Origin of the sequence: Bacillus changyiensis (assembly GCF_027706145.1) — a bacterium.
GTDB classification, from domain to species: domain Bacteria; phylum Bacillota; class Bacilli; order Bacillales; family Bacillaceae; genus Bacillus; species Bacillus changyiensis.
Window position 1 is genome coordinate 150135 of the sequence record NZ_JAQFWW010000004.1, and the last position, 22792, is coordinate 172926.

Below are 22792 nucleotides of genomic sequence, written 5' to 3' on the forward strand. Positions count from 1 at the left end.
TTTAAAAGACGAGCCATCCAGAAAGGAGGTATGTAATGAACGAACCAAAACAAGTTGGCAAAGGGATTCTTTATAGCTTAGTTGTTGTGTTTGCATTAATGTTTGTGGGAAGCCTTCTCATTTCACTATTACTATCCTTAACATCATTATCTGAAAGCTCATTCAGCTGGCTTATTACCCTAGCTTCTTTTATCACATTATTTATTGGCGGCTTTATTTCAGGGAGAAAAGCCCAGGAAAAAGGCTGGTTAATCGGGGCTTTGACTGCTCTTTGCTTCTCACTTACAGTCCTCTTGTTTCAATATCTTGGTTTCGGAGAAACGTTTAATCTTGAACAGATACTGTACCATGCTGGCTTTCTCGGGATTAGTGCGATCGGCGGTATTTTCGGAGTGAATTTGCAGGGGAGTCGCACATAAGGAGTAAAAAATTAGGGAGCAGTTTGATCTGCTCCCTAAAATTGCTTATGTATAAGCCGTTTGTGTGCTATTCAGCTGACACCTCTCGAATTGCGCGTCGGTCGAATGTCAATAGTGTATGATCGCCTGCTTTGATGACAACTTTGTTCTCATCAATAGCATCAACGACACCATGTAGACCACCGATCGTGACGACTTTATCACCTTTTTTCATTTCCTCTTGCATATGCCGAACAGCTTTCTGCTGCTTTTGCTGTGGACGGATAATCAAGAAATAAAAAACGGCGAAGATTAAAATGATCGGAAGCAATGTAGCTAACATCTCCATTATGTTTCACCCCTTTCAAATGATATGCTATGCGTTTAGAAATTTTTCGCATTTGGTTGGTTAAAACCGTAGCGTTCAAAAAACTCCTCTCGGAAATCACCTAAACGATCTTCACGAATGGCGTCTCTTACTTGCCCCATTAATTTTAACAGAAAATAAAGATTATGATAAGAAGTTAGGCGAATTCCAAATGTCTCATTGCAACGAATCAAATGTCTGATGTATGCCCGAGAATAATGACGGCATGTATAACAGTCACAGTGTTCATCAACTGGACGAAAATCCCTTTCATATTTGGCGTTTTTTACAACAAGACGTCCTTCACTTGTCATCAATGTTCCATTGCGCGCAATCCTAGTCGGGAGCACACAATCAAACATATCAACACCGCGGATCGCTCCATCAATTAGAGAATCTGGTGAGCCAACTCCCATCAAATAGCGAGGCTTATCGGCTGGCAATAAAGGTGTTGTGAACTCAAGCACTCGGTTCATGACATCCTTTGGTTCTCCAACGGACAATCCCCCTATAGCATAGCCTGGGAAATCAAGCGAAATCAAGTCTTTCGCACTCAGTTTTCGCAAATCTTCATATTCCCCACCTTGAACAATTCCAAAAAGACCTTGTTCATCAGGCCGTTTGTGAGCGGTAAGACATCTTTCCGCCCAGCGGCTCGTCCGTTCGACAGACTTTTTCATATAATCATACTCAGCCGGATATGGCGGACACTCGTCAAACGCCATCATAATGTCAGAGCCGAGCGCATTTTGGATGTCCATTGCCTTTTCAGGGGATAAAAACAGTTTATCCCCGTTCAAATGATTGCGGAAATGAACCCCTTCTTCTTCGATTTTGCGAAAGTCGCTTAACGAGAAAACTTGAAAACCGCCTGAATCTGTTAAAATGGCACGATCCCAATTCATAAATTGATGAAGGCCTCCAGCTTCTTTAACGATCTCATGGCCAGGTCTCAACCAGAGATGATATGTATTGCTTAATATAATACCGGCACCCATTTCTTTCAGGTCTTCTGGTGCCATCGTTTTAACAGTGGCAAGCGTTCCTACTGGCATGAAAGCAGGTGTTTCAAATGTGCCATGGGGGGTATGGACTTTCCCCAGACGCGCTCCTGTTTGTTTACATGTTTTAATGAACTCATAGCGTATTGGTTGCTGCGACAAATATGAGCCCTCCCATCTTTTTCGAAAATTTATTTGATGAACATGGCATCTCCAAAACTGAAGAAGCGGTATTCGTGTTCGACTGCAGTCCGATAAGCTTTCAGCACATGCTCTCGACCCGCAAGAGCACTGACAAGCATAATAAGCGAAGATTTTGGCAGATGAAAATTAGTAATCATCCCATCAATAGCTCTAAATGAATATCCGGGATAAATAAAAATCGATGTCCACCCTCGCGCTTCTTGCAGCTGACCGTCATGTCCTGATGCAATCGTTTCAAGTGTTCTTGTCGAGGTAGTCCCAACAGAAATAATCCGCCCTCCGCTTTTTTTAACATTGTTAAGGAGTGCTGCGGTTTCCGCTGTCATTTCATAAAATTCAGCGTGCATATCGTGCTCTTCTACATTTTCAGCACTTACAGGTCGAAAGGTTCCTAAACCGACATGAAGAGTTATAAACGCGATATGGACACCTTTTTTCTTAAGAGTATCTAGAATCTCTTCTGTAAAGTGCAGACCTGCTGTCGGCGCGGCTGCAGACCCTTGCTTTTTCGAGTACACTGTCTGATAGCGCTCCTTGTCATCAAGCTGCTCTTTAATATATGGAGGTAATGGCATTTCACCGAGGGAGTCCAGGACTTCGTAAAAAATTCCTTTATAATGAAATTTTATTTTTCTACCGCCATGATCAAGCTCCTCTGTACAGATTGCTGTTAGTCGCCCATCTCCAAACGTCAGAACGGTTCCACGTTTGACCCGTTTTGCAGGTTTGACAAGGGTTTCCCACTCGTCCTCTTCCTCTTGTTTTAACAGGAGCACTTCAACTTTTGCCCCCGTCTCTTCTTTTATACCGAATAAACGAGCTGGTAACACCCTCGTATCATTCAACACAATACAATCACCAGCATCTAAAAACTCGATGATGTGTTTAAATGTACTGTGCGTCATCTCACCTGTTTTTTTATCCAACACCATCAATCTTGACGCATCCCGCTCTTTTAAAGGAACCTGAGCAATCAGACGTTCCGGTAAATCAAAATCAAACAAATCTACTTTCATTTTTTTCACCTTATTCTGTCTATATACTGATTTGAAAAACTATTTCATCCGTCCAAAGATCGAAAATAACAAAGACAAGATCACACTAATGACAATACACGTTACAACCGGAAAGAAAAATGTTATATTTCCTCTTTTGACAAAAATATCGCCTGGTAGTTTACCGATGACTTGCATGATGAAACCAGCGGCAAATAAAACAGCCCCTAAAATCATTAATAGTTTTGGAAACTCAGTCATGATGTGGAACCTCCATCTTAAAATGAAGATAAACATCTGGTGTTACGATTCGTCCCCGCGGTGTCCTTTGAATAAAACCGATCTGTAAAAGATACGGTTCATAGACATCTTCGATTGTATGTGACTCCTCTCCGATCGTTGCGGAAATCGTATCAAGACCAACAGGACCGCCATTAAATTTCTCAATCATTCCCATTAATAGTTTACGATCAATATGATCAAGACCGAGCCGATCAACTTGAAGACGTTCCAGTGCATCGATCGCCACTTCCTCCGTGATCATGCTGTTCCCTAAAACTTGTGCAAAATCCCGGACCCTCCTTAACAGCCTGTTGGCAATACGCGGTGTTCCCCTAGATCTTCTTGCGATCTCAAGGGCGGAGAGGCGGTCGATTTCAATTTCAAACAATTCCGCCGTTCTGAATACAATTTCTGAAAGTTCATCTTGGGTATAATACTCAAGCCTTGACAAAACACCGAACCTGTCCCGTAGTGGAGCCGTCAAAAGCCCCACTCTAGTCGTGGCACCGACGAGTGTAAAAGGTGGCAGATCAAGCCGAACAGAACGTGCCGACGGTCCTTTACCAATTACAATATCAAGGCAAAAATCTTCCATTGCCGGATAGAGAACTTCTTCAATTGAGCGATGAAGACGATGGATTTCATCAATAAACAATACATCTCCCGGTTCAAGGGCAGTTAAAATCGCTGCCAAATCACCTGGACGTTCGATTGCTGGTCCTGATGTTGTCCGAAGATTAACACCCATTTCATTTGCGATAATTGCAGCAAGCGTTGTTTTTCCAAGCCCTGGAGGTCCATATAATAAGACATGATCTAACGTCTCGCCCCTCATTTTGGCAGCTTTGATGAAAACCTTAAGATTTTCTTTCACCTTGTTCTGACCAATGTACTGTGAAAGTTTTTGTGGCCGCAAACTTTGCTCTATCACTGATTCATCATTGTCTAATTCACTTGATAAAAGCCGCTCATCCATTGACCATCACCTTACTTTAATAATTTTTGCAAAGCTTTTTTAACGTATTGATCTGTTGAAAGAGCACCTTCTTTTTTCAAATGCGGCAACACTTTTTTAATCTCACGTTCAGAATAGCCAAGCGCACCTAGTGCTTCAAGTGCCTCTTGCAGAGCTACTTCAGCTTGATGAACTTGTTCTCGTTCCTCATGATGAAACAGGTTGGCTTCCGTTGATGGAATGAAATCTGCCAATTTTCCTTTTAAATCAAGAATGATCTGCCTAGCCGTTTTTTTCCCTACACCAGGGAATTTAACCAAAAATGCTTCATCCTCACACTCAATCGCCTCAATGACTGCACTAGGGTCTCCGGAAGCAAGGATCGCCAACGCTCCTTTCGGTCCGATTCCTGTTACATTCAGCAATTTTGTAAACAGCATTTTTTCTTCTCTCGTGGAAAAACCGTACAGAGAAAAAGTATCTTCTCTTATGTAATGATATGTATAAATCGTTTCTTTGCTGTTTTCTTTATAAATAAATGGGTTAGGCGTATATACCTGATATCCGATTCCGCCGTTCTCAATGACAATATATTGGGGTGACACATAATCAATGGTCCCCTTCACAAATTCGATCAATATTCATTCACCTCTTTGACTGCTCTTCATTGTAACATAAAACAGGCAAAGCTAGAATGAAAAAGTTAACATATGTTCGCTCTAAAAAAGACATAACAGTGTCATGTCTTCAGATCTTTCACATGATGTTGATGACCAGATAATTTTACAGATTCAATGACATGTTGAAATTCTTTTTTAGTTCTGTAGCGAATTCCTTTCTTCAGGTCATCTACCAGCCGGCTCTCAAGCCGTTTTATATCAATCTGAAAAAAAGACTGAATGGGTTCAGATAAAAGCCCTGGGCGTCCATGAAACGTTGAAATGACCCCATCCTCTGTCACACCAATATAACCGTTTGTCTTGCTTAGTGGAGAAATGTCGTCGATCTGCTTGCGAAACAACATAAATCCCTCTTTTTGATCGACAAGCCGCCATCCTTTATAAATCGTTTTAAAGTCCGCTATTTCATCAAAGGTCTCTTGTTTTTTCTCAATACCCACATCCCCGTCCAAGTACACTTTTTCAAGTTGAACCTGAACTTTAGCAGGCACTCTATCATTTGCCGTAGCAGCCTTTTCTTCCAAACCATTTAATAAACTAAAAAGCAGAAAACAACTCATTCCTATCAAAATTTTTCGTCGGTTCACAAACATCACCTTCTTTTTTACCTTCAAAGTATCATTCATAGTTTGACCAATGCTTTCAAAAATTAATCATTTATGATATTTGTCTTGGGGATTTGTCAAACTTCTCCTCAGACTTTACAACTAAACGCATGGTACAATACTTTTAAGATGAAAAGTTTGCAATTGTCGTGTATAACAACATTAGAGAGTTTTCATTTAAAAAGAAGGTGAACTCGGAGACATGACTAAAGTACAAAAATATTCAGAAGCCGTTATATATAATACGAAAAAGAAATTTAACAAGCTTGTTCAAAAACCTGCCGAACTCGAACTAATTGGAAAAGGACGAAGTGCCTATGTTTTCAAACTGACAGAACAAGGAAAAGACATGGCATTGAAAATCTTTTTTCCCGAGTTCAAAGAAGTTGCAGAAAGGGAGGCAGACATATACAAAAATCTAGCTGATTCCCCTTATTATCCGGACATTTATGAAACAGGCCGTTCTTATATTTTAATGGAATACATTAAAGGACATACCTTTTATGAATGTTTAACAAAAGGAATTCAAATTGAAGACGAAATGATTCAAGAAGTGGACCGTGCTTTACAGGCCGCAAAGTTAAAAGGATTAAATCCTTCTGACATTCATCTTCGAAATCTCATATTGACACCGTCCAGAGCGGTGAAAGTAATCGATGTCGCAAGGTTTTTGCAAACTAAACAATGCACACAATGGGAAGACTTAAAAACCGCTTATCAAAACCTTTATAAAAATAAGAGATTCCCGCAAAAAGTCCCAAAATTGTTGATGGAAATCATCGCTTTTCTTTATAAAAGAAACTGGCTACAAAAACAATGGGTCTCAAAGAAAAACAATTTTTACTCATAAAAAGATGAATATCTGTATTAAACAAACGCCAGCAATCTGATAACTCTAGTGATATTTTCCCTGAGCCTGTCGTTTATATGCTGGCCAAAGACATTGGAAAAGTCATCAATTACAACTTTTCAAACCAAAAAGACTAACTATCAGTCCCATCTTATGTTGAGAGTCCATATTTCACCGTTTTACATCAGACATGAATTCGTATTGTTTAAGGTTGATCCTTTAGTACCCTATTTATTTATAACGTTACTCGTCTAGTTGATTTCCCGATATATTATAGATCCCTTTTTCTTTGTACGTTCTCCCACTCTGTTGTTCATGATGAAAAAGGCATAACAAAAAAACTTCCTCAGGTAAACATTCATCTGTTTACTTTTAAGGAAGTTTCTCTACTTTTTAATGTTCTTCTAATTTCCCCACCGGTACATCCTGTTCTTTCTCGGGTTGATCAAGTGGATAAATTCTGGCTGTTTCGTTTTGCTGATCAACATGTTGTATATAAATTTGTTTACCATTATACGTAACATCCACCATCACTGGAGATTCAACGATTTCTTGGGCACGTTGTGTATTCAACCTAAAATCCTCCTTAACCATTTTACTTATAATGTGCACGATTCCTACTTTCATATTCATTTTTTGAGGATTTTTTCAGGCTGATCACGTTAGCGAAGTTTAACGTATAATGGCAGATCAGTGTGCCCGATTTCACGTACATACACAAATAGATTGCCTTTATGATGAATCTCATGGTCAATCGCAAACTGAAGGAGCTGTTCAGCAAATACCTTTTGTCCGAATATATTCGTCAAATCAATTTCACGGTCTAATTCTTCATCTGTAAAAGATTCGAACAATTTTTTCGTTTTTTCCGTATAAGATGTAGTTAGCTCATCAAGGCTTGTCTCAGTTTCTTCTAGCTTCTTTTTAAAAACTTCAGGGTTCCCTTCTTTATCGGTCAATGTAAATTGATAGAACGAAAACAGAATGTGTGTTACTAATTCTTTCACTGACATTGAAGTTTCAGTCGGTTTATAGTCCGTCAATTTTTCGAATTAGCTCTTCTGTCACATTGCGATGGGATAGAAATTTTTGAAGGACACGGTTTATCCGTTCCATTGTTTATCCCCCTTCCAAATATTTCATTACATCAATGGTAACATGATTTTCCTCATCGTTTAATATTCATTCTCTTTATCATTCAAAACAAAATTTCCATTTACTCTATTTCTAACATAAAAAAACGGGGGATGAATAAAAATTGGGGAAAATTTGCTCGCTTTCCGCGGGCGATCCGCGAGCCTCCCCGGAGCTCGTTCCTTGCTCCTAGGGGTCTCGCCTGGTTCGCTGTTTCCGCACGAGTCTCGCAATTCCCCCTGATTCATGTTGATAAAGGACTTTTTAGACAGCTTCATTAGCCAATCATGTTATTGTTCTCCATCGTTTTTATTGATCATTCCAGACGTTGAGTCATTTATTTGCCCCAGTAAATTAGCATTCAAATTGTTAATATTTTGGATATATTCGTTAATGTTGTTTTGAATTGATTGATTCAATTCTGTGTTCTCCATTTTTGTCCAATCCATTTGTTTTATATCCAGATTGCTATTCTTTTGAACTAATTCTAAGATCGCTTGGCCAAGACCGTTAACCTGGTTGTTGATTCTCTCAATCAGCTCTGCTGTTTCGACATCCGGTTGTTGGTTGTTATCAGCCACTTTGATCCCTCCTCTCTTCTAAAATGTCCTTTTTAATATATGACGTGAGAACATCACTTGTTTCCGCTGTCGTTTGAAAATCAAAGAAAAATGACGCTTCATCAGCGTCATTCATGAACATTTGTATAGACTTCTTGAACATCATCATCGTCTTCAAGCACGTCAACGAGCTTTTCAATCTTCTCCTGATCTTGTTCAGCAATTTCAGCATACATATTAGGAATCATGGTGATTTCAGCGATAGCGAGCTTATAACCGCGTTGATTCAATCCGTGTCTGACTTCTTCAAATTGCTCTGGTTCTGTATAAATTTCAAACAGCTCATCACTTGTTTCAAGTTCTTCGACACCAATTTCAATAAGTTCAAGCATGAATTCATCTTCATCTGAGTCAAGTTCCTCTCGCTCAATCGCGATGTATCCTTTTCTGTTAAACATATATGAAACACAACCCGTTTCCCCAAGATTTCCGCCATTTTTGCTAAAAGCGGTTCTGACATTTGTTGCTGTCCGGTTTTTATTATCTGTTAAACATTTAACCATAATCGCAACACCAGCTGGTCCATAACCTTCATAAGTCATTTCCTCGTATTGGCTTCCATCTTGATTTCCGGCAGCTTTTTTTATCGCACGGTCAATGTTATCGTTTGGCATGTTGGCATTTTTGGCTTTATCCATCACGAGACGAAGACTTGAATTTGATTCTGGATCAGGTCCACCCGTTTTAACAGCCACATAAATTTCTTTGGCAAGCTTCATAAATATTTTTCCGCGTTTAGCATCTTGTGCATTCTTCCTCTTCTGAATATTCTTCCATTTGGAATGACCAGCCATATTTTTTTGCCTCCCATCCATTCTTTTATGTACTACTTTATCTGTATTGTAAAGAAAATGCCGGGGTAGCCCCGGCATTTTGTTAGCGGTTTCCTAAACGACCATTTCGAATGTCGCCACGATCCCGTAAGTTTTGAGGATTGTCATTCATTTCCCGAAACCTTGTAAATAGGGTATTATCTTTGACGACTTGAACCGTTCTCTTTCCAGCATACTGTTTGGCCGTATTTCGTATTTGATTTCTTTCAGCATTTGTTAGACGTTCGTCAGCACGTACTGCAATGATGGCGGTTTCGTCTGTTACAACGACTTGGCAATCATCAATTTGATTCATTTTGTTGATCTGTCCGGTAATATTTCTGGATATTCTCAGATTTTCCGGTCTGTCATACCTCATATTTGGTGTACCTGTCGTATCTGTTAAATGGTTGTGATAATTCATATCCCCTCTGCTATACGTTCCACCGCGTGTTGGAACTTGAACATCACGACGATTACGGTCTGTTACATTTGTTGTTCCGTTTCGCCCATCCATATTTTCAAGCATATCTGTGACAGGACCGTCATTATCCACTCTGTCATTCCGATCTCTGTCATTTGTATAATATCCGACTGGACGGGTATTGTCGTTATTTCTCGTATCCATCGCATTGTTATTTCCACATGCAGAAAGACCTGCAGTCAAAATTAAAACCCCTGAAAACACCTTTAGCTTGTTATCCAAAGTAAGCCCCCCGTTAAACCTTTAATTTTGAGCATATTCCGCTCTTCTTTAAAATGTGCTTTAACGAGGAAGACTAACCTTGTTAGTTATAGACAATCCAAGAGAGTTTTTTTAAAAGCATGAAAAAAGGAACGATGGTTCATCGTCCCGTTTTAGATTAGTCTTCATCCTCTTCAGGTCTGTTAAACATTTGACTTGTTTGTGGTTGCTGAGTGTAGCCTCCCATATAAGGAGCTCCCATTTGCGGCATCTGTCCGTATGGTACGCCTCCTGGGTAACCTCCCTGAAATTGGCTAGGACCTCCACATCCGCAGTCTGGATCATTCGGGTTACCTGTATAACCGGAACCTTGTGGGGTGAATCCAGGGTAGGTAGGATACTGCCCCTGATATGGAGGATATGGATATTGTCCCATATAGCCTGGAGCTGTAAACGGTTGTTGATAATATGTTTGGCGACTATCGTTTTCATAATCCAAATTGTCATCTCTTTGAAATCCTCCTGGATTCATATAGCCAGCCTGAGGCATGTAGGGCATTTGAGCAGGGTAAGGATACCATGGATAGGCTAAACCTGAGCCAGGAAGGATTGGTGATACAGGTATCCAACACCCTGGATAAAACGGATATGGCTGAGGATAATAACCAGTAGGATATGATGGCATTCCGGAAGGCATTTGGCTTTCCATTCCTCCTTGGGGTTGCTGAGACATATTTGGATAGTTGACATTTTCCATATTATTCTCCTCCTCATTTCTCCATTGATCATTCATGATGGATGATTGCTGTTGAGGTTCATACGGCCTTGGAGGTACAGATGACTGATGTAACTGGCTTACATTTTGATAAACACCGGAAATATCTCCTTCCGGCAAATCGTTCCCTCCCAACTTAGGAACAGGTGGGACATATGGAACAGAAGGCTTTTCCTTCGGTTTCGTATCTTCGATATCAACCGTTGATATCGGCTTTTCATCTGCAAATGGATGTTGTGGCGGTTTTGGAAACTCCTTTCTCATATTGACTTGTTCCTCTTTCTTAACTGGCACTGCTTCTGACGGCACCTTTATTTTCATGCCAGGCATAATCAAATCGGGATTGCTGAGTTGTGAATTTAATGACTTTAACTCCTTGAAATCCACTTCATATTTTTGTGCAATGTTTTCCAGAGTGTCTCCCTTTTGGACAATATGAATTTTCAACGTTTTCCCCTCCTATGCAAAAACGTGAACATACACATAAGATTAACTAATATGTTTCCTCACAAATTTATGCACAGTCAGAAGGGGTTATGCTAAAAACTTGTTTTTAACTAATATTTAACATCCGGTTTAATGCACTTACAGCATCCAATGTGATTTCTTTGTTTACTCGAATCACACCAGTCGGTTGACCTTTATCGATTTCTTCTAAGGACCATAATAAATGAGGAAGGTCGATTCTGTTCATCGTCAAGCATGGACACATATCGGGATTCAGTGATTCAATTTGTTTGTCAGGGTGTTCCTTAATGATTCGTTTGACAAGATTCATTTCTGTTCCAATTGCCCATTTACTGTTTGGTTCTGCTTTGTTAATCGTATCAACAATTTTTTTAGTTGAACCGTTATAATCGCTGAGCATCACGACTTCATGTGAACATTCAGGATGGACAATCACATTGATTTCTGGGTCGCGCTCTTTTATATTTCTGACATTATCGACCGTAAATTTTTCGTGAACAGAGCAATGTCCTTTCCAAAGTATCATTTTCACATCTTGAATATCGCCTTCATAGATCAGTTCTTCGGCAATAGGATCCCATACTGCCATCTGGCTGAGCGGAATACCTAGATCATAGGCTGTGTTACGTCCAAGGTGCTGATCAGGTAGAAATAAAATCCGCTCTTTTTTCTTCAATGCCCATGTTAAGATACGGCTAGCATTTGATGACGTCACTGTTGCCCCGCCATTTCTTCCAGTAAAAGCTTTAATTTCAGCAGTAGAATTCACATATGTTAATGGGATCATCGTATCACCATAAATTTCAGTCAACTTTTTCCATGCTCGGTTTGTCTGCTGCATATTTGCCATATCAGCCATCGAACAACCAGCTCTCATATCAGGCAAAACGACAACCTGTTCTTTGTTTGTCAGCATATCGGCAGTTTCGGCCATAAAGTGAACACCACAAAATACAATGAATTCCGCCCTTTTATTGGCTTGGGCTATTTGTGCTAGTTGCAGTGAATCCCCTGTTGCATCAGCAAATTGAATCACTTCATCTTTTTGATAGTGATGACCAGGAATAAACAACTTTTCGCCAAATTTTTGTTTGATCCGCAAAATTCTTGTCACCATTTCTTCTTCTGACATTTCCTTGTAATAGTGGGGAATCATTCCGCTGTTTGCTTGATTGATTAAGTTTAAAATAGACATTTATTTCCTCTCCGTTCTCATGTTTTAAAGGTCGATATTCATGCTAATATCAAGACTTTTCACAGAATGCGTCAAATAGCCGAGTGAGATATAGGACACGCCTGTTCCCCTGTAAGCAGGGAGGTTTTCATATGTTATACCGCCTGAAGCTTCCGTTATGATATGACTAGGTGTCATGCTCGCGAATTTTTTCACAGTTTCTGGAGAGCAATTATCAAACATGATAATATCTGCTTTTGCTTCAATTGCTTCAACAAGCTCTGTTTCAGACTCGATCTCCACCTCAATCTTTATCATATGTCCACATGTCGCACGGGCTTTTTCAACCGCTTGTAAAATCGAGCCACACGCTGCAATATGATTATCTTTTATCATGATCCCGCCATCCAATCCAAAGCGGTGATTATAACCTCCACCTGTTTTGACAGCATATTTTTCAAGCATTCGCAACCCAGGGGTAGTTTTTCTTGTATCACAAATTTTAATATAAGGATCATTTAAACGGTTTACAGATTGTTTTGTTAATGTTGTAATACCCGACATTCTTTGAATAAGATTTAAAATGACCCGTTCCCCTGTCAAAAGTGAAGCGGCTGGCCCTTTAAGCCGAGCGATGATGTCGCCTTTTGTAAGCGATTCTCCATCCTTTTTGTGCATCGTCACCAAAATCGTTTCATCAATCAGGCGAATACCTTCTTTGATCACCATCTCTCCGACAAAAAAACCATTTTCCTTTGCAATGATAACGGCATCACATTGATGATCCCCTTCAAAAACAGCCTGAGAAGTGAGATCCCCCCAGCCAATGTCTTCCTTAAAAAATTCGACAAGCATTTGTCTAAGCTTGAGCAATTGCATGGTCTCCAATCCCTTCATTTTTTCTAATCTTTACACCGTCAACTGAATGGATGATTTGTTTTCCTTTCCAAATCGCATCGTCTTTCATCGGAAAATCTGAGCGATAATGCCCGCCTCTGCTTTCAGTACGAAGTAATGCAGATTGTGTCATCAGTTTGGCTGTTTGCCAGACATGTGACAGCTCAAGCTGTTCGTTTGTGATTTCTTTCACATTTATGATTTGAACTGGCATTTGTTCAAGCCAATTTTTCATCTTTAATAATTCTGGAGCTGAACGCACAATTGATACAGATTGTGTCATCTTTGTCTGTATGTCTTCCAAAGTCGATTCTGGGACAGCAAATACGATCTCATCAGGTTTGTGTAGTTTTTTATTCACCACAGGGAGATTTTTTTTACTTTGTATACGCTCAGCAGCTCTTCTTCCGAACACAAGACATTCTAGTAGAGAATTGCTTGCTAACCGATTAGCACCATGAAAACCCGTACAGGCTGATTCCCCAATCACATAAAGGTTGGGAACCGTTGTTTCTCCCCACTTGTTGACTGAGACTCCCCCCATTAAAAAGTGCATTCCTGGTGATACAGGAATTTGGCCTTCTTCAATTGAGATACCAGCTTTTTCACAAAGAGAAGAAATGGTTGGAAAGCGACTTTCAAAATTTGCTATGTTTCTAATATCTAAAAACAGGCGAGCTCTTTCTGTCTGTTTTTGATGTAAAACTCTTGCCACAATATCCCGGGGTGCCAAATCTTTTAGTGTGTGAACACCTTCCATCACGGGTTGGCCATTTTGATCGATTAACACAGCTCCTTCCCCACGAACAGCTTCAGAAACAAGCCCATATGAGACCCCATCACTGATAAGGAGTGTTGGGTGAAACTGAACGAACTCCAAATCGGTCAGCTCTGCTCCAGCCCGATAGGCCAAAGAAAGTCCGTCACTTGTAACAGAACGGTTATTAGTATTGATTTGAAATAGCTGGCCACAGCCTCCTGTCGCAATAACCACATGATCCGCTTTTCTAAGGTGAGTTTTCCCAGCCTGATCTTTAGTCCAAACACCAGCACAGCGTCCATTTTCAACCCATAAGTCAGCCGCAGTTTCATACTCCTTCAACATGACATGTTCACCGAGCTGTTCAATTAAATACTGGATCAACATCCGTCCTGTCGCATCTCCTCCAGCATGTAAAATCCGCTTCATAGAGTGCGCTCCTTCTTTGCCAAGCTCTAAATTCCCGTCATGATCCACATCAAAAGGAAAATGATGTTTGATCAGTTCGTGAACAAGTCGTTTTCCATCTGTAATAGCACCTTTGACAATATCAAAATGATTATGGCCACAGCCCGCATACAGTGTATCTTCTATATGTGCATAGCTCGTATCTTCGGCTAATATCGATGTGGCAATGCCCCCTTGTGCAAGTGTTGAATTGCTGTCACTGATTGATTTTTTTGTAATGACCATGACTTGATATGAAGGCGGCATAGCCGCAGCCAAAGATAAAGCAGCCGCACCAGCACCGACAACAATAATTGTCTGACCAGACATGTTGACTCCTCCTGTAAATTTACATCTGTCTTGACACCTATATTTACATATCGATAAAATAAACTCAAGTACTTTTTATAGAATGGGAGACTCTGGATGTGATTTATCTTGATTATGCAGCGACAACACCGATCTCAAGTAGTGCCTTACAAGCGTTTGAAAAACTAAGCACAGATATTTATGGTAATTCTAGCAGCCTCCATGATGCTGGCGGCAAAGCAGACAATATTCTGAAATACTGTCGTAAGACACTGGCAAAACTGATAAACGGCGATCCTGAAGGAATTTATTTTACAAGTGGTGGAACGGAAGCTAACTTCCTGGCCATTCATTCAATTTTAAATGGTCTTCCTTCGGAGAAACGTCATTTTTTAATGACAGAAATGGAACATCAGTCAATCCATATCTTAAAGCAGCAATTGACCATGCAAGGATTTGAAGTCAGCACAATGAAACCAAATGCTGACGGAGTAATTACAACTGACATATTGAAACAGCACCTTCGTCCAGAAACAGGTCTTGTATCGATTCAGCATGCAAATTCGGAAACAGGTGTTATTCAGCCTCTGCGTGAACTTTCCTCTTATCTGCATCGACAAGGAGTCCTCCTGCACAGTGATGTTGTTCAAACATTTGCGAAAATTCCAGTCAATGCTTCAAATCTTGGAGTTGATGCTTTATCTATTTCAAGTCATAAAGTATACGGTCCAAAAGGAACAGGAGCGGTCTATATGAAACCCGGTGTCAACTGGAAACCGGTCTATCCTGGAACCCTGCATGAAAAAGGCTTTCGGAGTGGCACTGTCAATGTTCCCGGTATCGGGGCTTTTATTGCGGCAGCTGAATGGACGATCAATCAAATGAATGAAGTATACGAAAAACATCTAAAACTACGAAACCATTTTTTACAAGGGATTGCGAACCGGAAACTTCCGGTTTCACTCGCCGTTTCCGCGTCGGCAAATACTGAAGTGCTACCGCACATTTTAGGTTGTTTTTTTGATGCTTTTGAAGGACAATATGTTATGTTGGAATGTAATCGACACAATATCTGTATATCAACAGGAAGCGCATGTTCAGCTGGCTACCATGAACCTTCAAACACGATGAAGGCTCTGAATATATCAACAGAACAAGCGCTTCAATTTATTCGAATTTCCTTTGGTTATGACACATCCAAAGAGCATGTCGATCAACTGCTAGATGTTTTTTCAGCTATGAATGATGAGAAAGGAGACTATCGGATTGGCAGAGGAAATCAAACTTACAGGAGCTGAGCGGCGAAAACAACTACTCATTTGGCTAAAAGAATCACAAACACCTTTAACAGGTAGTGAACTGGCAAAAAAATCTGCTGTTTCAAGACAGGTGATCGTCCAGGATATCTCTTTATTAAAGGCCAAAAATGAACCGATTATCGCTACAAGTCAAGGATATCTGTATTTACACTCCCAAACTAGTGAAAAACAACCTGTTACACGTATCATCGCATGTGAACATGGGCCAGAAAGAGCTGAAGAAGAGCTGAATCTAATTGTCGATTTTGGGGTAACAGTTAAAGATGTCATCATTGAACATCCTGTATATGGCGATTTGACAGCTTCTATCAGAGTGAGCACAAGAAAAGAAGTGAGCGACTTTATTAAAAAAATTTCTTCAACAAATGCCGCATACTTATCTCAGCTTACAAATGGGACCCATCTTCATACACTAGAAGCGGCGACTGACGAAAAAATCGACCAAGCTTGCGAAGCTCTAAAAAAAGCTAATATTCTTATTCCTGAATGAATTTAGAACAGAAAAACGATAAAAAAACTGGTGGAAAACTACCCACCAGCTTTTACCACGAAACTCCTCCGGCTGTTCAGCACTGCGGAGGAGTTTTTTTATTATTTTATAAACGATAAGTATGGTAAGTCCCTAGCATCTTTACTTTACAACCTAAGGCTTCAAGTTCAGCGATCGCCCCAGGAAGCAAAACTTCATCTAAGCTCTTCTCAATATCGATGATAAAAAAATAATTTCCTAATCCTGTTTTTGTCGGACGGGATTCAATTTTAGAAAGATTCAAATTTCTCCAAGCAAAAGCGGACAACACTTGGTGAAGCGCTCCTGATCTATCTAGAGGAAGAGTGACCATCAATGTCGTCTTCGGTCTCGATGTTAATAACGGATCAACTTGAAATGAAATATGTTGATCAGGGTGAAGAAACACAAACCTTGTATGGTTATCGTGATAATCATGGATGTCGCGTTTCACAATCTCTAATTGGTAGGTTTCAGCTGCAATTTCGTTAGCGATCACAGCAATGTTTTTTTCCGGATGTTCGCTCACATATTTTGCCGCCGCTCCTGTCGAAGTGGCATATTCAAACGAGACCGATTGAAAATGACTGTGTAAAAATTTATGACATTGTGCAATCGCATGTGAATGAGAATAAATCGTTTGAATCTCTTTCCAATCTGCTTTTTTAGAAGGGTGAACAAGTAAATGCTGGCGAATTGGAGCCGTGATTTCACCAACAATATAAAGTGGCTGTTCATGAATTAAGTAATCAATCGTTAAATTGACTGATCCTTCAAGTGCATTTTCCAGTGGAACGACAGCCAAATCGATTTCCCTCTTCATAGCAGCATCCATACAGGCTGGGATTGTATGATATGGTTGGTGTTTGGCATGCAAAATCGAAGAACGCACAGCTAAATGGGTAAACGTAGCTTCTGGACCTAAATAACCAACTCTCATCTTATGCACCCGAACCTAATATTTCGACTTTTTCGACAAATTCTAGTTTTCTTAATGTATTCATTAGCAAATCAATATTTCTATTCATTCCTCTTGTGCTAACAGATAAGGTGACATTGGCCCTTCCTTGAAGCGGTATCGATTGATGGATTGATAGGACATTGCACCCCGATTCAGCCACAACCTGAAGTAAATGGGACAGCGTTCCTGAACGGTCCTCCAAATGAAAAAAAAGAGTGATTATTTGCTCCTTAACCATTGTGTAAAAAGGAAATACTGCATCCCTATACTTATAAAAAGCACTGCGGCTCAAGTCAACTTTTTGCACTGCTTCTGCTACAGATTCAGCTTTCTTCCGTTCAATTAGCTTTTTAACTTCAAGTGTTTTCTTCATCGCCTCTGGCAATACGTCTTCTCTGACAAGATAAAAGATCTCCTCTTTCGCCAATTTCTCTCTCTCCTTAAAATACGGAGAGCCTGCATGGGCAAACTCTCCTGATGATCAGTCAATAAATTCGAATTCAAACTTCAGCAATCGGATGATATCCCCATCTTTTGCTCCTCGTTTTCTTAATGCCTCATCAACGCCCATTCCGCGTAATTGTCTGGCAAACCGTTTGACAGACTCATCTCTTGAGAAATCCGTCATTTTAAATAAGCGCTCAAGTTTGGCACCGCTCAGAACAAAGGTACCGTCCGGATCACGGGTAATAACAAATGACTCCTCTTCATCCTCAAGTTTGTACATAACCCTGTTTTCAGCCAATTCTTCTTCATCATAAAGCGGAAATTCCGGTGTTGTTTCCAAACGATTAGCAATCTCAAACAACAGATCCCTTAACCCTTGTTTCGTAATCGCACTGATTGGAAAAACAGGATGATCATCCGTTAATTTTTCCTTAAATGCGCGAAGATTTTCTTCTGCTTCAGGCATATCCATTTTATTTGCAACAATAATTTGCGGTCGTTCAGTAAGTCTTAAATTATATTGTTCAAGCTCTTGGTTGATGGTCTGATAATCTTCATATGGATCGCGGCCTTCAAGACCTGACATATCAATCACATGAACAATCACTCGTGTTCTTTCAATATGTCTAAGAAATTGATGTCCGAGGCCAACACCTTCATGAGCCCCTTCGATTAACCCTGGCAGATCAGCCATCACAAAACTTCGGCCATCTTCTGTTTCAACCATCCCGAGATTTGGAGCAAGTGTTGTAAAGTGATAATCAGCAATCTTGGGCTTTGCTGAGGAAACAACCGATAGAAGCGTCGATTTTCCAACACTTGGGAAACCAACAAGACCGACATCAGCTAAAACCTTTAGTTCAAGCACCACATAACGTTCTTTTCCTGGTTCACCATTCTCTGAAAGTTGAGGTGCTGGATTTGCAGGTGTTGCAAACCTAGTGTTGCCGCGTCCACCGCGTCCACCTTTTGCAATCACTTCTTCCTGGCCATGTTCAGTCAAATCGGCGATCACTTGTTTTGTATCATCATCAATAACAACTGTACCAGGCGGAACTTTAATGACCATATTTTCAGCATTTCTACCATGCTGATTTTTTGACATGCCATGTTCTCCACGAATCGCTTTAAAGTGTCTTTGATATCTAAAGTCCATCAATGTACTGAGGCCTTCATCCACTTTAAAGATGACGTCTCCGCCGTCTCCTCCATCTCCGCCTGCCGGCCCTCCTTTTGGTACATATTTTTCACGGCGAAAAGCAACCATGCCATTCCCGCCGTCTCCACCTTTAACATATACTTTTACCTGATCAACAAACATATTGTCCTCCGTTCTTTCCTAAAAACCCGCTTTTACTTCATATCGATTTCTACAAGACATTCGTGATCTGACACATCAAACCGTTTCATGTCATAAAAATCTTCTTGTGACCGTTGAAATCCTTTTAATTTTGTCAGGCTTGTAAAGACACCGTGAAAATCCAAAAAAATCACGAAATTCACATCAGCTCTATCTATTTGCAGTGTGATGGTCAGATGGTTATCAGTGCCTTTCAAAACGGACTCATCAAAAATACGCAATAGTTGTCCGATTAGACATACAAGCTTTTCATCATAAGCTGATAAATCTCTGACTTCTCCAAGCACTTCATATTCAAGTGTTAGTGAACGAGCCTTCCAATTAAATGTAAGTAATTCATAAGCAAAACGCGGCATTTTCAGATTTGAAAGCTTTGATTCATGCTGAGCTTCAATGACCGCTTCTTCAATAATTTCAAACACACGGTCATACTTTTTTAATGTTAGGTTTCCTTTAATCAACTGCAGTTTATTCATCCAATCATGCCTTGAATGGCTAAGTAAGTGAACAAGCTCGGTTGTTAACACTTTATGATCCAATTTATTTTTTGACATTTCTTCCATTTTAGCACTCCCAATCATTAGGTCTCTTTTTTAGGAGTCTGATTTTTGTTTGCACTTTGAATTATAACAGAGAAGGTCATGTAATTGAAACACGTTTATGAAGCAGATGAGATGGAATCCCATACTTGGGGTAGTGGTTATATGAATAAATATGTAAAAAACTCCAGTCTAAAACGACCGGAGTTTGTCTAGGTTAGGCTACAGGATATACGCTCACTTTTTTGCGGTTACGACCAAAACGTTCAAACTTAACAGTTCCATCGATTTTAGCAAATAGTGTATCATCTCCACCGCGACCTACGTTTTCACCTGGGTAAATTTTCGTTCCGCGCTGACGATAAAGGATAGAACCGCCAGATACGAATTGACCATCTGCCCGTTTAGCACCGAGGCGTTTCGCTTCAGAGTCACGTCCGTTTTTAGTTGAACCTACTCCTTTTTTAGATGCGAAAAATTGAAGATCTAATCTTAACATGTAACTCACCTCCTATATTCTATTTGTCGTTACTTTTAAGTAACCTTCATAATCTCGTTCAATGGTTTGTAGAGAAACCAGCATACCTTCAAGAAGTAACTGAGCTTTATGATATGCCTCCTGATCCGTTTCATCCGGGAATTTAAAATGTATAAATCCACCGTCTTCCCCGAGATCAAGAAGCGGTTCAATACCTGTCAACTTCACGACCGCATTGATGGCTCCAATGGTAACGGCTGATGCTCCCGCACAAACGAGATCCTGTCCACGTTCAGCAAAATTCGCATGCCCCGACATTTCAAAGGATAAAATCGCTTTGTTCGATTGGGACCTTGTCATTTTTACGTGAATCATATCTTTTCACGCCTTAAGCGTTAATTTTTTCAATTACAACTTTAGTGTAAGGCTGACGATGACCTTGTTTTTTATGTTGGTTTTTCTTTGGTTTGTACTTAAATACGGTAATCTTTTTAGCACGGCCTTGTTTTTCAACTTTGCCTGTTACCGTAGCGCCTTCAACCATTGGGCTACCAACTTTCACGTTTTCACCGCCGATAAACAATACGTTGTCAAATGTAACTGTTTCGCCAGCTTCAACAGCAAGCTTTTCAACATATACAGTTTGGCCTTCTTCAACTTTAATTTGTTTTCCACCTGTTTGAATAATTGCGTACATCTCTGCACCTCCTAATAGACTAAGACTCGCCAGTCAGCAGGGGGCTATAGTAAGCACTTAACACCTGCGCTGAGCGGTTGTAGCAATGGTGCTACAGCCATAACATAAAAAACTATACCAAAATCAATGGTGAATGTCAATGCTTTTTACCAGTTTTGATATATTGAAGTAGCTCGATGAAAATGGTTGGATCTAGTGAAACAATAAAAGACATGACCACAAATATTTGTGAATACAGCCAAAATCACAAGAAACCGTTAGATATTCAATTCCTCGTATCAACGATATTGATAGCTAGAAGCTACGGGAAGCGCTGAATCCCAAGAAGCGAACAAACGTAAATCGGGGTCGTTCATAAAGCCATCATAAGCTCTTCCATTGAAGATGTTGTATGCTTGTTAGCAAAGTAAGCGTGAAGAACTTCGTTTTCATCAAGCTGACTCACTTTTTTCCCGTCTTTTTCTATTACAATCGGATGCTTGCAGCCTCTCTTAAATCTAAGCATCACATCATATATTTGATCACTGGCACAAACGATGATCGGTTTCAACTGAAAAACCTCTCTATCCTTTCCATAATAACGCTCTAGCAAAAAGCGAATATGGCTATAATGCCGATCACGGTACTCCTTGTATAAAGAGACAGACAGAAATGTCAGCAACACCCAAGCACTTAGTTGAGAAGGGGAAACTAGTAACACTCCTCCAATGAATAAAGCACAGATAAAACATGAAAAGATCAACATCATCCGTTGTGCTTTTTGATATGGATAGTATTTTGAAAAAAGAAGAAACATGAGTTTTCCTCCATCAAGCGGCCAGATCGGGAATAAATTAATCACCAAAATGGTCAAATTGTAAAATGTAAACATTTCAAATAACTGAGGTCCGATTATTGCTTTGACTGACAAAAACCAAGCCGCAGACTGAAGCCATATATGCTGCAGCGGCCCGGCCAGAATGACAACAACTTCTTCATTTAATGGTCTATTACCATGTTCATCAACCTCAAGTGTTCCCCCGAAAGGCAGCAAGAAAATTCGCCTAATCCTCCATGAAAAATAAATAGCAGCTGTAGCATGGCCAAGTTCGTGAATAAAAATAATAATCATTAAACAAAATAATGGTTTAATATGCCCAGTCAGTAAACCAAGCGCCATTACAAACCATAGCAGAGGATGAATATGGAGCTTTGTCATAAGCTCTGTCCATTTAGTCATCAAATGATATCACCTGTATCGGATCAACAAATTCTTCCCCCTGTTTAATCGCAAAATAATAAACACCCTTATGATCTTTATTTTGCTGTATCGTTCCTAGTTTGCTTCCTTTATCAACAAAGTCATATAAGGCAACATTTGCTTTTTTCAATTGCCCGTAGTAACTATAGCTATTATCCGCATGCTGAATGACAATGGTTAGACCTGTCTTAGGACTTTTATTCATCTCAATGACATAGCCCTCTTTCATACTCTCAATTGCTTCACTCTCTGTTTCCACTTTAATTCCTTGCCCGGAAAATTTCTCTTGGACCTTTCCCATTGCAGGTGTAACGAGTCCTTGGTTGACTTCAACTTGATTCGGTTGTTTACTATTCTTCGGCTTAAACATTGCCAGCGGGTGTCCAAATGTAGATTCATACCAATTACTGAGAGAAGCGAATTGAAATTCCTCAGTAAAAATTTGACTGACGACCGGCTTTATTTGCTTAATAGGTTCAAAGTGACCTTTATAAGCTATTGCAGAAACAAGAACAAGGCAGGCGGACAAAAGAGATTTGATGATGAGTGCATCGGCCTTTATGAGCGGATGTTTCCCATTTAAATGGGAATGACCTTCATATACAGGAACATTACCATGTTTTCCATCTTCCTCTGAAAAGGCAGTCCAAACTGGTAGATGTTCGTGTTTTTTGCTGTCCGCCTGTTTCGTTCCTAGCGGCCTCTGCTTTCTTTTTTTAGCGATTCTTTTACGAATCTCATGTGCTCTTCTATGACTCATAACCCCCATCCTTTACATTCAGGTTGTTTGTACCATCGTATGTCTTGTCCAATCCATTTATGCAG

28 protein-coding genes, 1 pseudogene and 1 other annotated feature are annotated in these 22792 nt (G+C 40.0%); of the genes and pseudogenes, 4 read left to right on the forward strand and 25 right to left on the reverse strand.

Features of this window, described 5'->3' with window-relative positions; translation table 11 throughout:
- Window positions 1–35 precede the first annotated feature (35 nt).
- A complete protein-coding gene (locus PDT38_RS13755; RefSeq protein WP_270802396.1) occupies window positions 36–419 on the forward strand; it encodes a TIGR04086 family membrane protein in 384 nt (127 codons plus the stop codon).
- A gap of 67 nt (window positions 420–486) precedes the next feature.
- Here PDT38_RS13755 and yajC read toward each other — a convergent pair whose 3' ends face one another.
- The 7 genes from yajC to PDT38_RS13790 all read right to left on the reverse strand — a co-directional run bounded on the left by yajC (window position 487) and on the right by PDT38_RS13790 (window position 5475).
- Complete coding sequence (gene yajC, locus PDT38_RS13760) at window positions 487–747, reverse strand: preprotein translocase subunit YajC (RefSeq protein ID WP_270802398.1); 261 nt, start codon at window positions 745–747, stop codon at window positions 487–489.
- Between the two features lie 35 nt (window positions 748–782).
- Window positions 783–1928: a tRNA guanosine(34) transglycosylase Tgt gene (gene tgt, locus PDT38_RS13765; RefSeq protein ID WP_270802400.1), complete on the reverse strand. Its 1146-nt coding sequence runs from the start codon at window positions 1926–1928 to the stop codon at window positions 783–785.
- A gap of 29 nt (window positions 1929–1957) precedes the next feature.
- Window positions 1958–2986, reverse strand: a complete 1029-nt coding sequence (gene queA / locus PDT38_RS13770; RefSeq protein ID WP_270802402.1) for a tRNA preQ1(34) S-adenosylmethionine ribosyltransferase-isomerase QueA — start codon at window positions 2984–2986, stop codon at window positions 1958–1960.
- Between the two features lie 39 nt (window positions 2987–3025).
- Window positions 3026–3226, reverse strand: coding sequence for a DUF2905 domain-containing protein (locus tag PDT38_RS13775; RefSeq protein ID WP_172296655.1), 201 nt, complete (start codon window positions 3224–3226; stop codon window positions 3026–3028).
- Window positions 3219–4223, reverse strand: a complete 1005-nt coding sequence (ruvB, locus tag PDT38_RS13780; protein WP_270802404.1) for a Holliday junction branch migration DNA helicase RuvB — start codon at window positions 4221–4223, stop codon at window positions 3219–3221. Before ruvB ends, PDT38_RS13775 begins: the two co-directional genes overlap by 8 nt.
- An 11-nt stretch (window positions 4224–4234) precedes the next feature.
- Complete coding sequence (gene ruvA, locus PDT38_RS13785; protein ID WP_270802406.1) at window positions 4235–4840, reverse strand: Holliday junction branch migration protein RuvA; 606 nt, start codon at window positions 4838–4840, stop codon at window positions 4235–4237.
- Window positions 4841–4941: 101 nt separating this feature from the next.
- On the reverse strand, window positions 4942–5475 hold the full coding sequence (locus PDT38_RS13790) for an intercompartmental signaling factor BofC (RefSeq protein WP_270802546.1): 534 nt from the start codon (window positions 5473–5475) through the stop codon (window positions 4942–4944).
- Window positions 5476–5689: 214 nt separating this feature from the next.
- Here PDT38_RS13790 and PDT38_RS13795 point away from each other — a divergent pair, with 214 nt between their 5' ends.
- A complete protein-coding gene (locus tag PDT38_RS13795) occupies window positions 5690–6337 on the forward strand; it encodes a phosphotransferase (protein ID WP_270802408.1) in 648 nt (215 codons plus the stop codon).
- A gap of 393 nt (window positions 6338–6730) precedes the next feature.
- On the opposite strand, the gene PDT38_RS13800 is transcribed toward PDT38_RS13795, so the two are convergent.
- From PDT38_RS13800 to nadB, 9 genes and pseudogenes are all read right to left on the reverse strand, one after another.
- The gene (locus tag PDT38_RS13800) at window positions 6731–6910 is read right to left on the reverse strand and encodes a small acid-soluble spore protein H (RefSeq protein WP_172296667.1); all 180 of its coding nucleotides are present in this window, start codon (window positions 6908–6910) and stop codon (window positions 6731–6733) included.
- A gap of 89 nt (window positions 6911–6999) precedes the next feature.
- Window positions 7000–7453, reverse strand: a pseudogene (locus PDT38_RS13805) (DinB family protein).
- 308 nt (window positions 7454–7761) lie between these two features.
- Window positions 7762–8052 carry a hypothetical protein gene (locus tag PDT38_RS13810; RefSeq protein ID WP_270802411.1) on the reverse strand — a complete coding sequence of 97 codons (291 nt, stop codon included), beginning with the start codon at window positions 8050–8052 and terminating at the stop codon, window positions 7762–7764.
- Window positions 8053–8159: 107 nt separating this feature from the next.
- Window positions 8160–8885: a YebC/PmpR family DNA-binding transcriptional regulator gene (locus tag PDT38_RS13815; RefSeq protein WP_270802413.1), complete on the reverse strand. Its 726-nt coding sequence runs from the start codon at window positions 8883–8885 to the stop codon at window positions 8160–8162.
- Between the two features lie 82 nt (window positions 8886–8967).
- Window positions 8968–9609: a YhcN/YlaJ family sporulation lipoprotein gene (locus PDT38_RS13820; protein WP_270802415.1), complete on the reverse strand. Its 642-nt coding sequence runs from the start codon at window positions 9607–9609 to the stop codon at window positions 8968–8970.
- Window positions 9610–9766: 157 nt separating this feature from the next.
- Complete coding sequence (gene safA / locus PDT38_RS13825) at window positions 9767–10810, reverse strand: SafA/ExsA family spore coat assembly protein (RefSeq protein ID WP_270802416.1); 1044 nt, start codon at window positions 10808–10810, stop codon at window positions 9767–9769.
- A gap of 106 nt (window positions 10811–10916) precedes the next feature.
- On the reverse strand, window positions 10917–12026 hold the full coding sequence (nadA, locus tag PDT38_RS13830) for a quinolinate synthase NadA (RefSeq protein ID WP_270802417.1): 1110 nt from the start codon (window positions 12024–12026) through the stop codon (window positions 10917–10919).
- Between the two features lie 24 nt (window positions 12027–12050).
- A complete protein-coding gene (gene nadC / locus PDT38_RS13835) occupies window positions 12051–12884 on the reverse strand; it encodes a carboxylating nicotinate-nucleotide diphosphorylase (protein WP_270802418.1) in 834 nt (277 codons plus the stop codon).
- Window positions 12865–14439 (reverse strand): L-aspartate oxidase, encoded by a 1575-nt coding sequence (gene nadB, locus PDT38_RS13840; RefSeq protein ID WP_270802419.1) that lies wholly within the window; start codon window positions 14437–14439, stop codon window positions 12865–12867. The genes nadC and nadB overlap by 20 nt, the downstream gene beginning before the upstream one ends.
- A 98-nt stretch (window positions 14440–14537) precedes the next feature.
- Between nadB and PDT38_RS13845 the strand changes: the two genes are divergently transcribed.
- Together PDT38_RS13845 and PDT38_RS13850 are read left to right on the forward strand one after the other, a co-directional pair.
- A complete protein-coding gene (locus PDT38_RS13845; protein WP_270802420.1) occupies window positions 14538–15716 on the forward strand; it encodes an IscS subfamily cysteine desulfurase in 1179 nt (392 codons plus the stop codon).
- Entirely contained in the window at window positions 15685–16227 is a 543-nt protein-coding gene (locus PDT38_RS13850) for a transcription repressor NadR (protein WP_270802421.1), read from the forward strand. Before PDT38_RS13845 ends, PDT38_RS13850 begins: the two co-directional genes overlap by 32 nt.
- 106 nt (window positions 16228–16333) lie before the next feature.
- Here the strand turns inward: PDT38_RS13850 and pheA are convergent, their stop codons facing one another.
- The 9 genes from pheA to PDT38_RS13895 form a co-directional block, all read right to left on the reverse strand.
- Window positions 16334–17185 carry a prephenate dehydratase gene (pheA, locus tag PDT38_RS13855; RefSeq protein ID WP_270802422.1) on the reverse strand — a complete coding sequence of 284 codons (852 nt, stop codon included), beginning with the start codon at window positions 17183–17185 and terminating at the stop codon, window positions 16334–16336.
- A 1-nt stretch (window position 17186) separates the two neighbouring features.
- Complete coding sequence (locus PDT38_RS13860) at window positions 17187–17633, reverse strand: ACT domain-containing protein (protein WP_270802423.1); 447 nt, start codon at window positions 17631–17633, stop codon at window positions 17187–17189.
- 54 nt (window positions 17634–17687) lie between these two features.
- Entirely contained in the window at window positions 17688–18974 is a 1287-nt protein-coding gene (gene obgE / locus PDT38_RS13865) for a GTPase ObgE (protein WP_270802425.1), read from the reverse strand.
- Between the two features lie 32 nt (window positions 18975–19006).
- Window positions 19007–19576, reverse strand: a complete 570-nt coding sequence (locus PDT38_RS13870) for a sporulation initiation phosphotransferase B (RefSeq protein ID WP_270802427.1) — start codon at window positions 19574–19576, stop codon at window positions 19007–19009.
- Between the two features lie 193 nt (window positions 19577–19769).
- Complete coding sequence (gene rpmA / locus PDT38_RS13875) at window positions 19770–20051, reverse strand: 50S ribosomal protein L27 (protein ID WP_172296691.1); 282 nt, start codon at window positions 20049–20051, stop codon at window positions 19770–19772.
- A gap of 12 nt (window positions 20052–20063) precedes the next feature.
- Window positions 20064–20405, reverse strand: a complete 342-nt coding sequence (locus tag PDT38_RS13880; protein WP_270802429.1) for a ribosomal-processing cysteine protease Prp — start codon at window positions 20403–20405, stop codon at window positions 20064–20066.
- A gap of 13 nt (window positions 20406–20418) precedes the next feature.
- Window positions 20419–20727, reverse strand: a complete 309-nt coding sequence (gene rplU, locus PDT38_RS13885; RefSeq protein WP_270802431.1) for a 50S ribosomal protein L21 — start codon at window positions 20725–20727, stop codon at window positions 20419–20421.
- Window positions 20728–20739: 12 nt separating this feature from the next.
- Window positions 20740–20816 (reverse strand) — a sequence feature (ribosomal protein L21 leader region).
- 263 nt (window positions 20817–21079) lie between these two features.
- Window positions 21080–21946: a M50 family metallopeptidase gene (locus tag PDT38_RS13890; RefSeq protein ID WP_270802433.1), complete on the reverse strand. Its 867-nt coding sequence runs from the start codon at window positions 21944–21946 to the stop codon at window positions 21080–21082.
- On the reverse strand, window positions 21939–22727 hold the full coding sequence (locus tag PDT38_RS13895; RefSeq protein WP_270802435.1) for a peptidoglycan DD-metalloendopeptidase family protein: 789 nt from the start codon (window positions 22725–22727) through the stop codon (window positions 21939–21941). Before PDT38_RS13895 ends, PDT38_RS13890 begins: the two co-directional genes overlap by 8 nt.
- Between the last annotated feature and the right edge of the window lie 65 nt (window positions 22728–22792).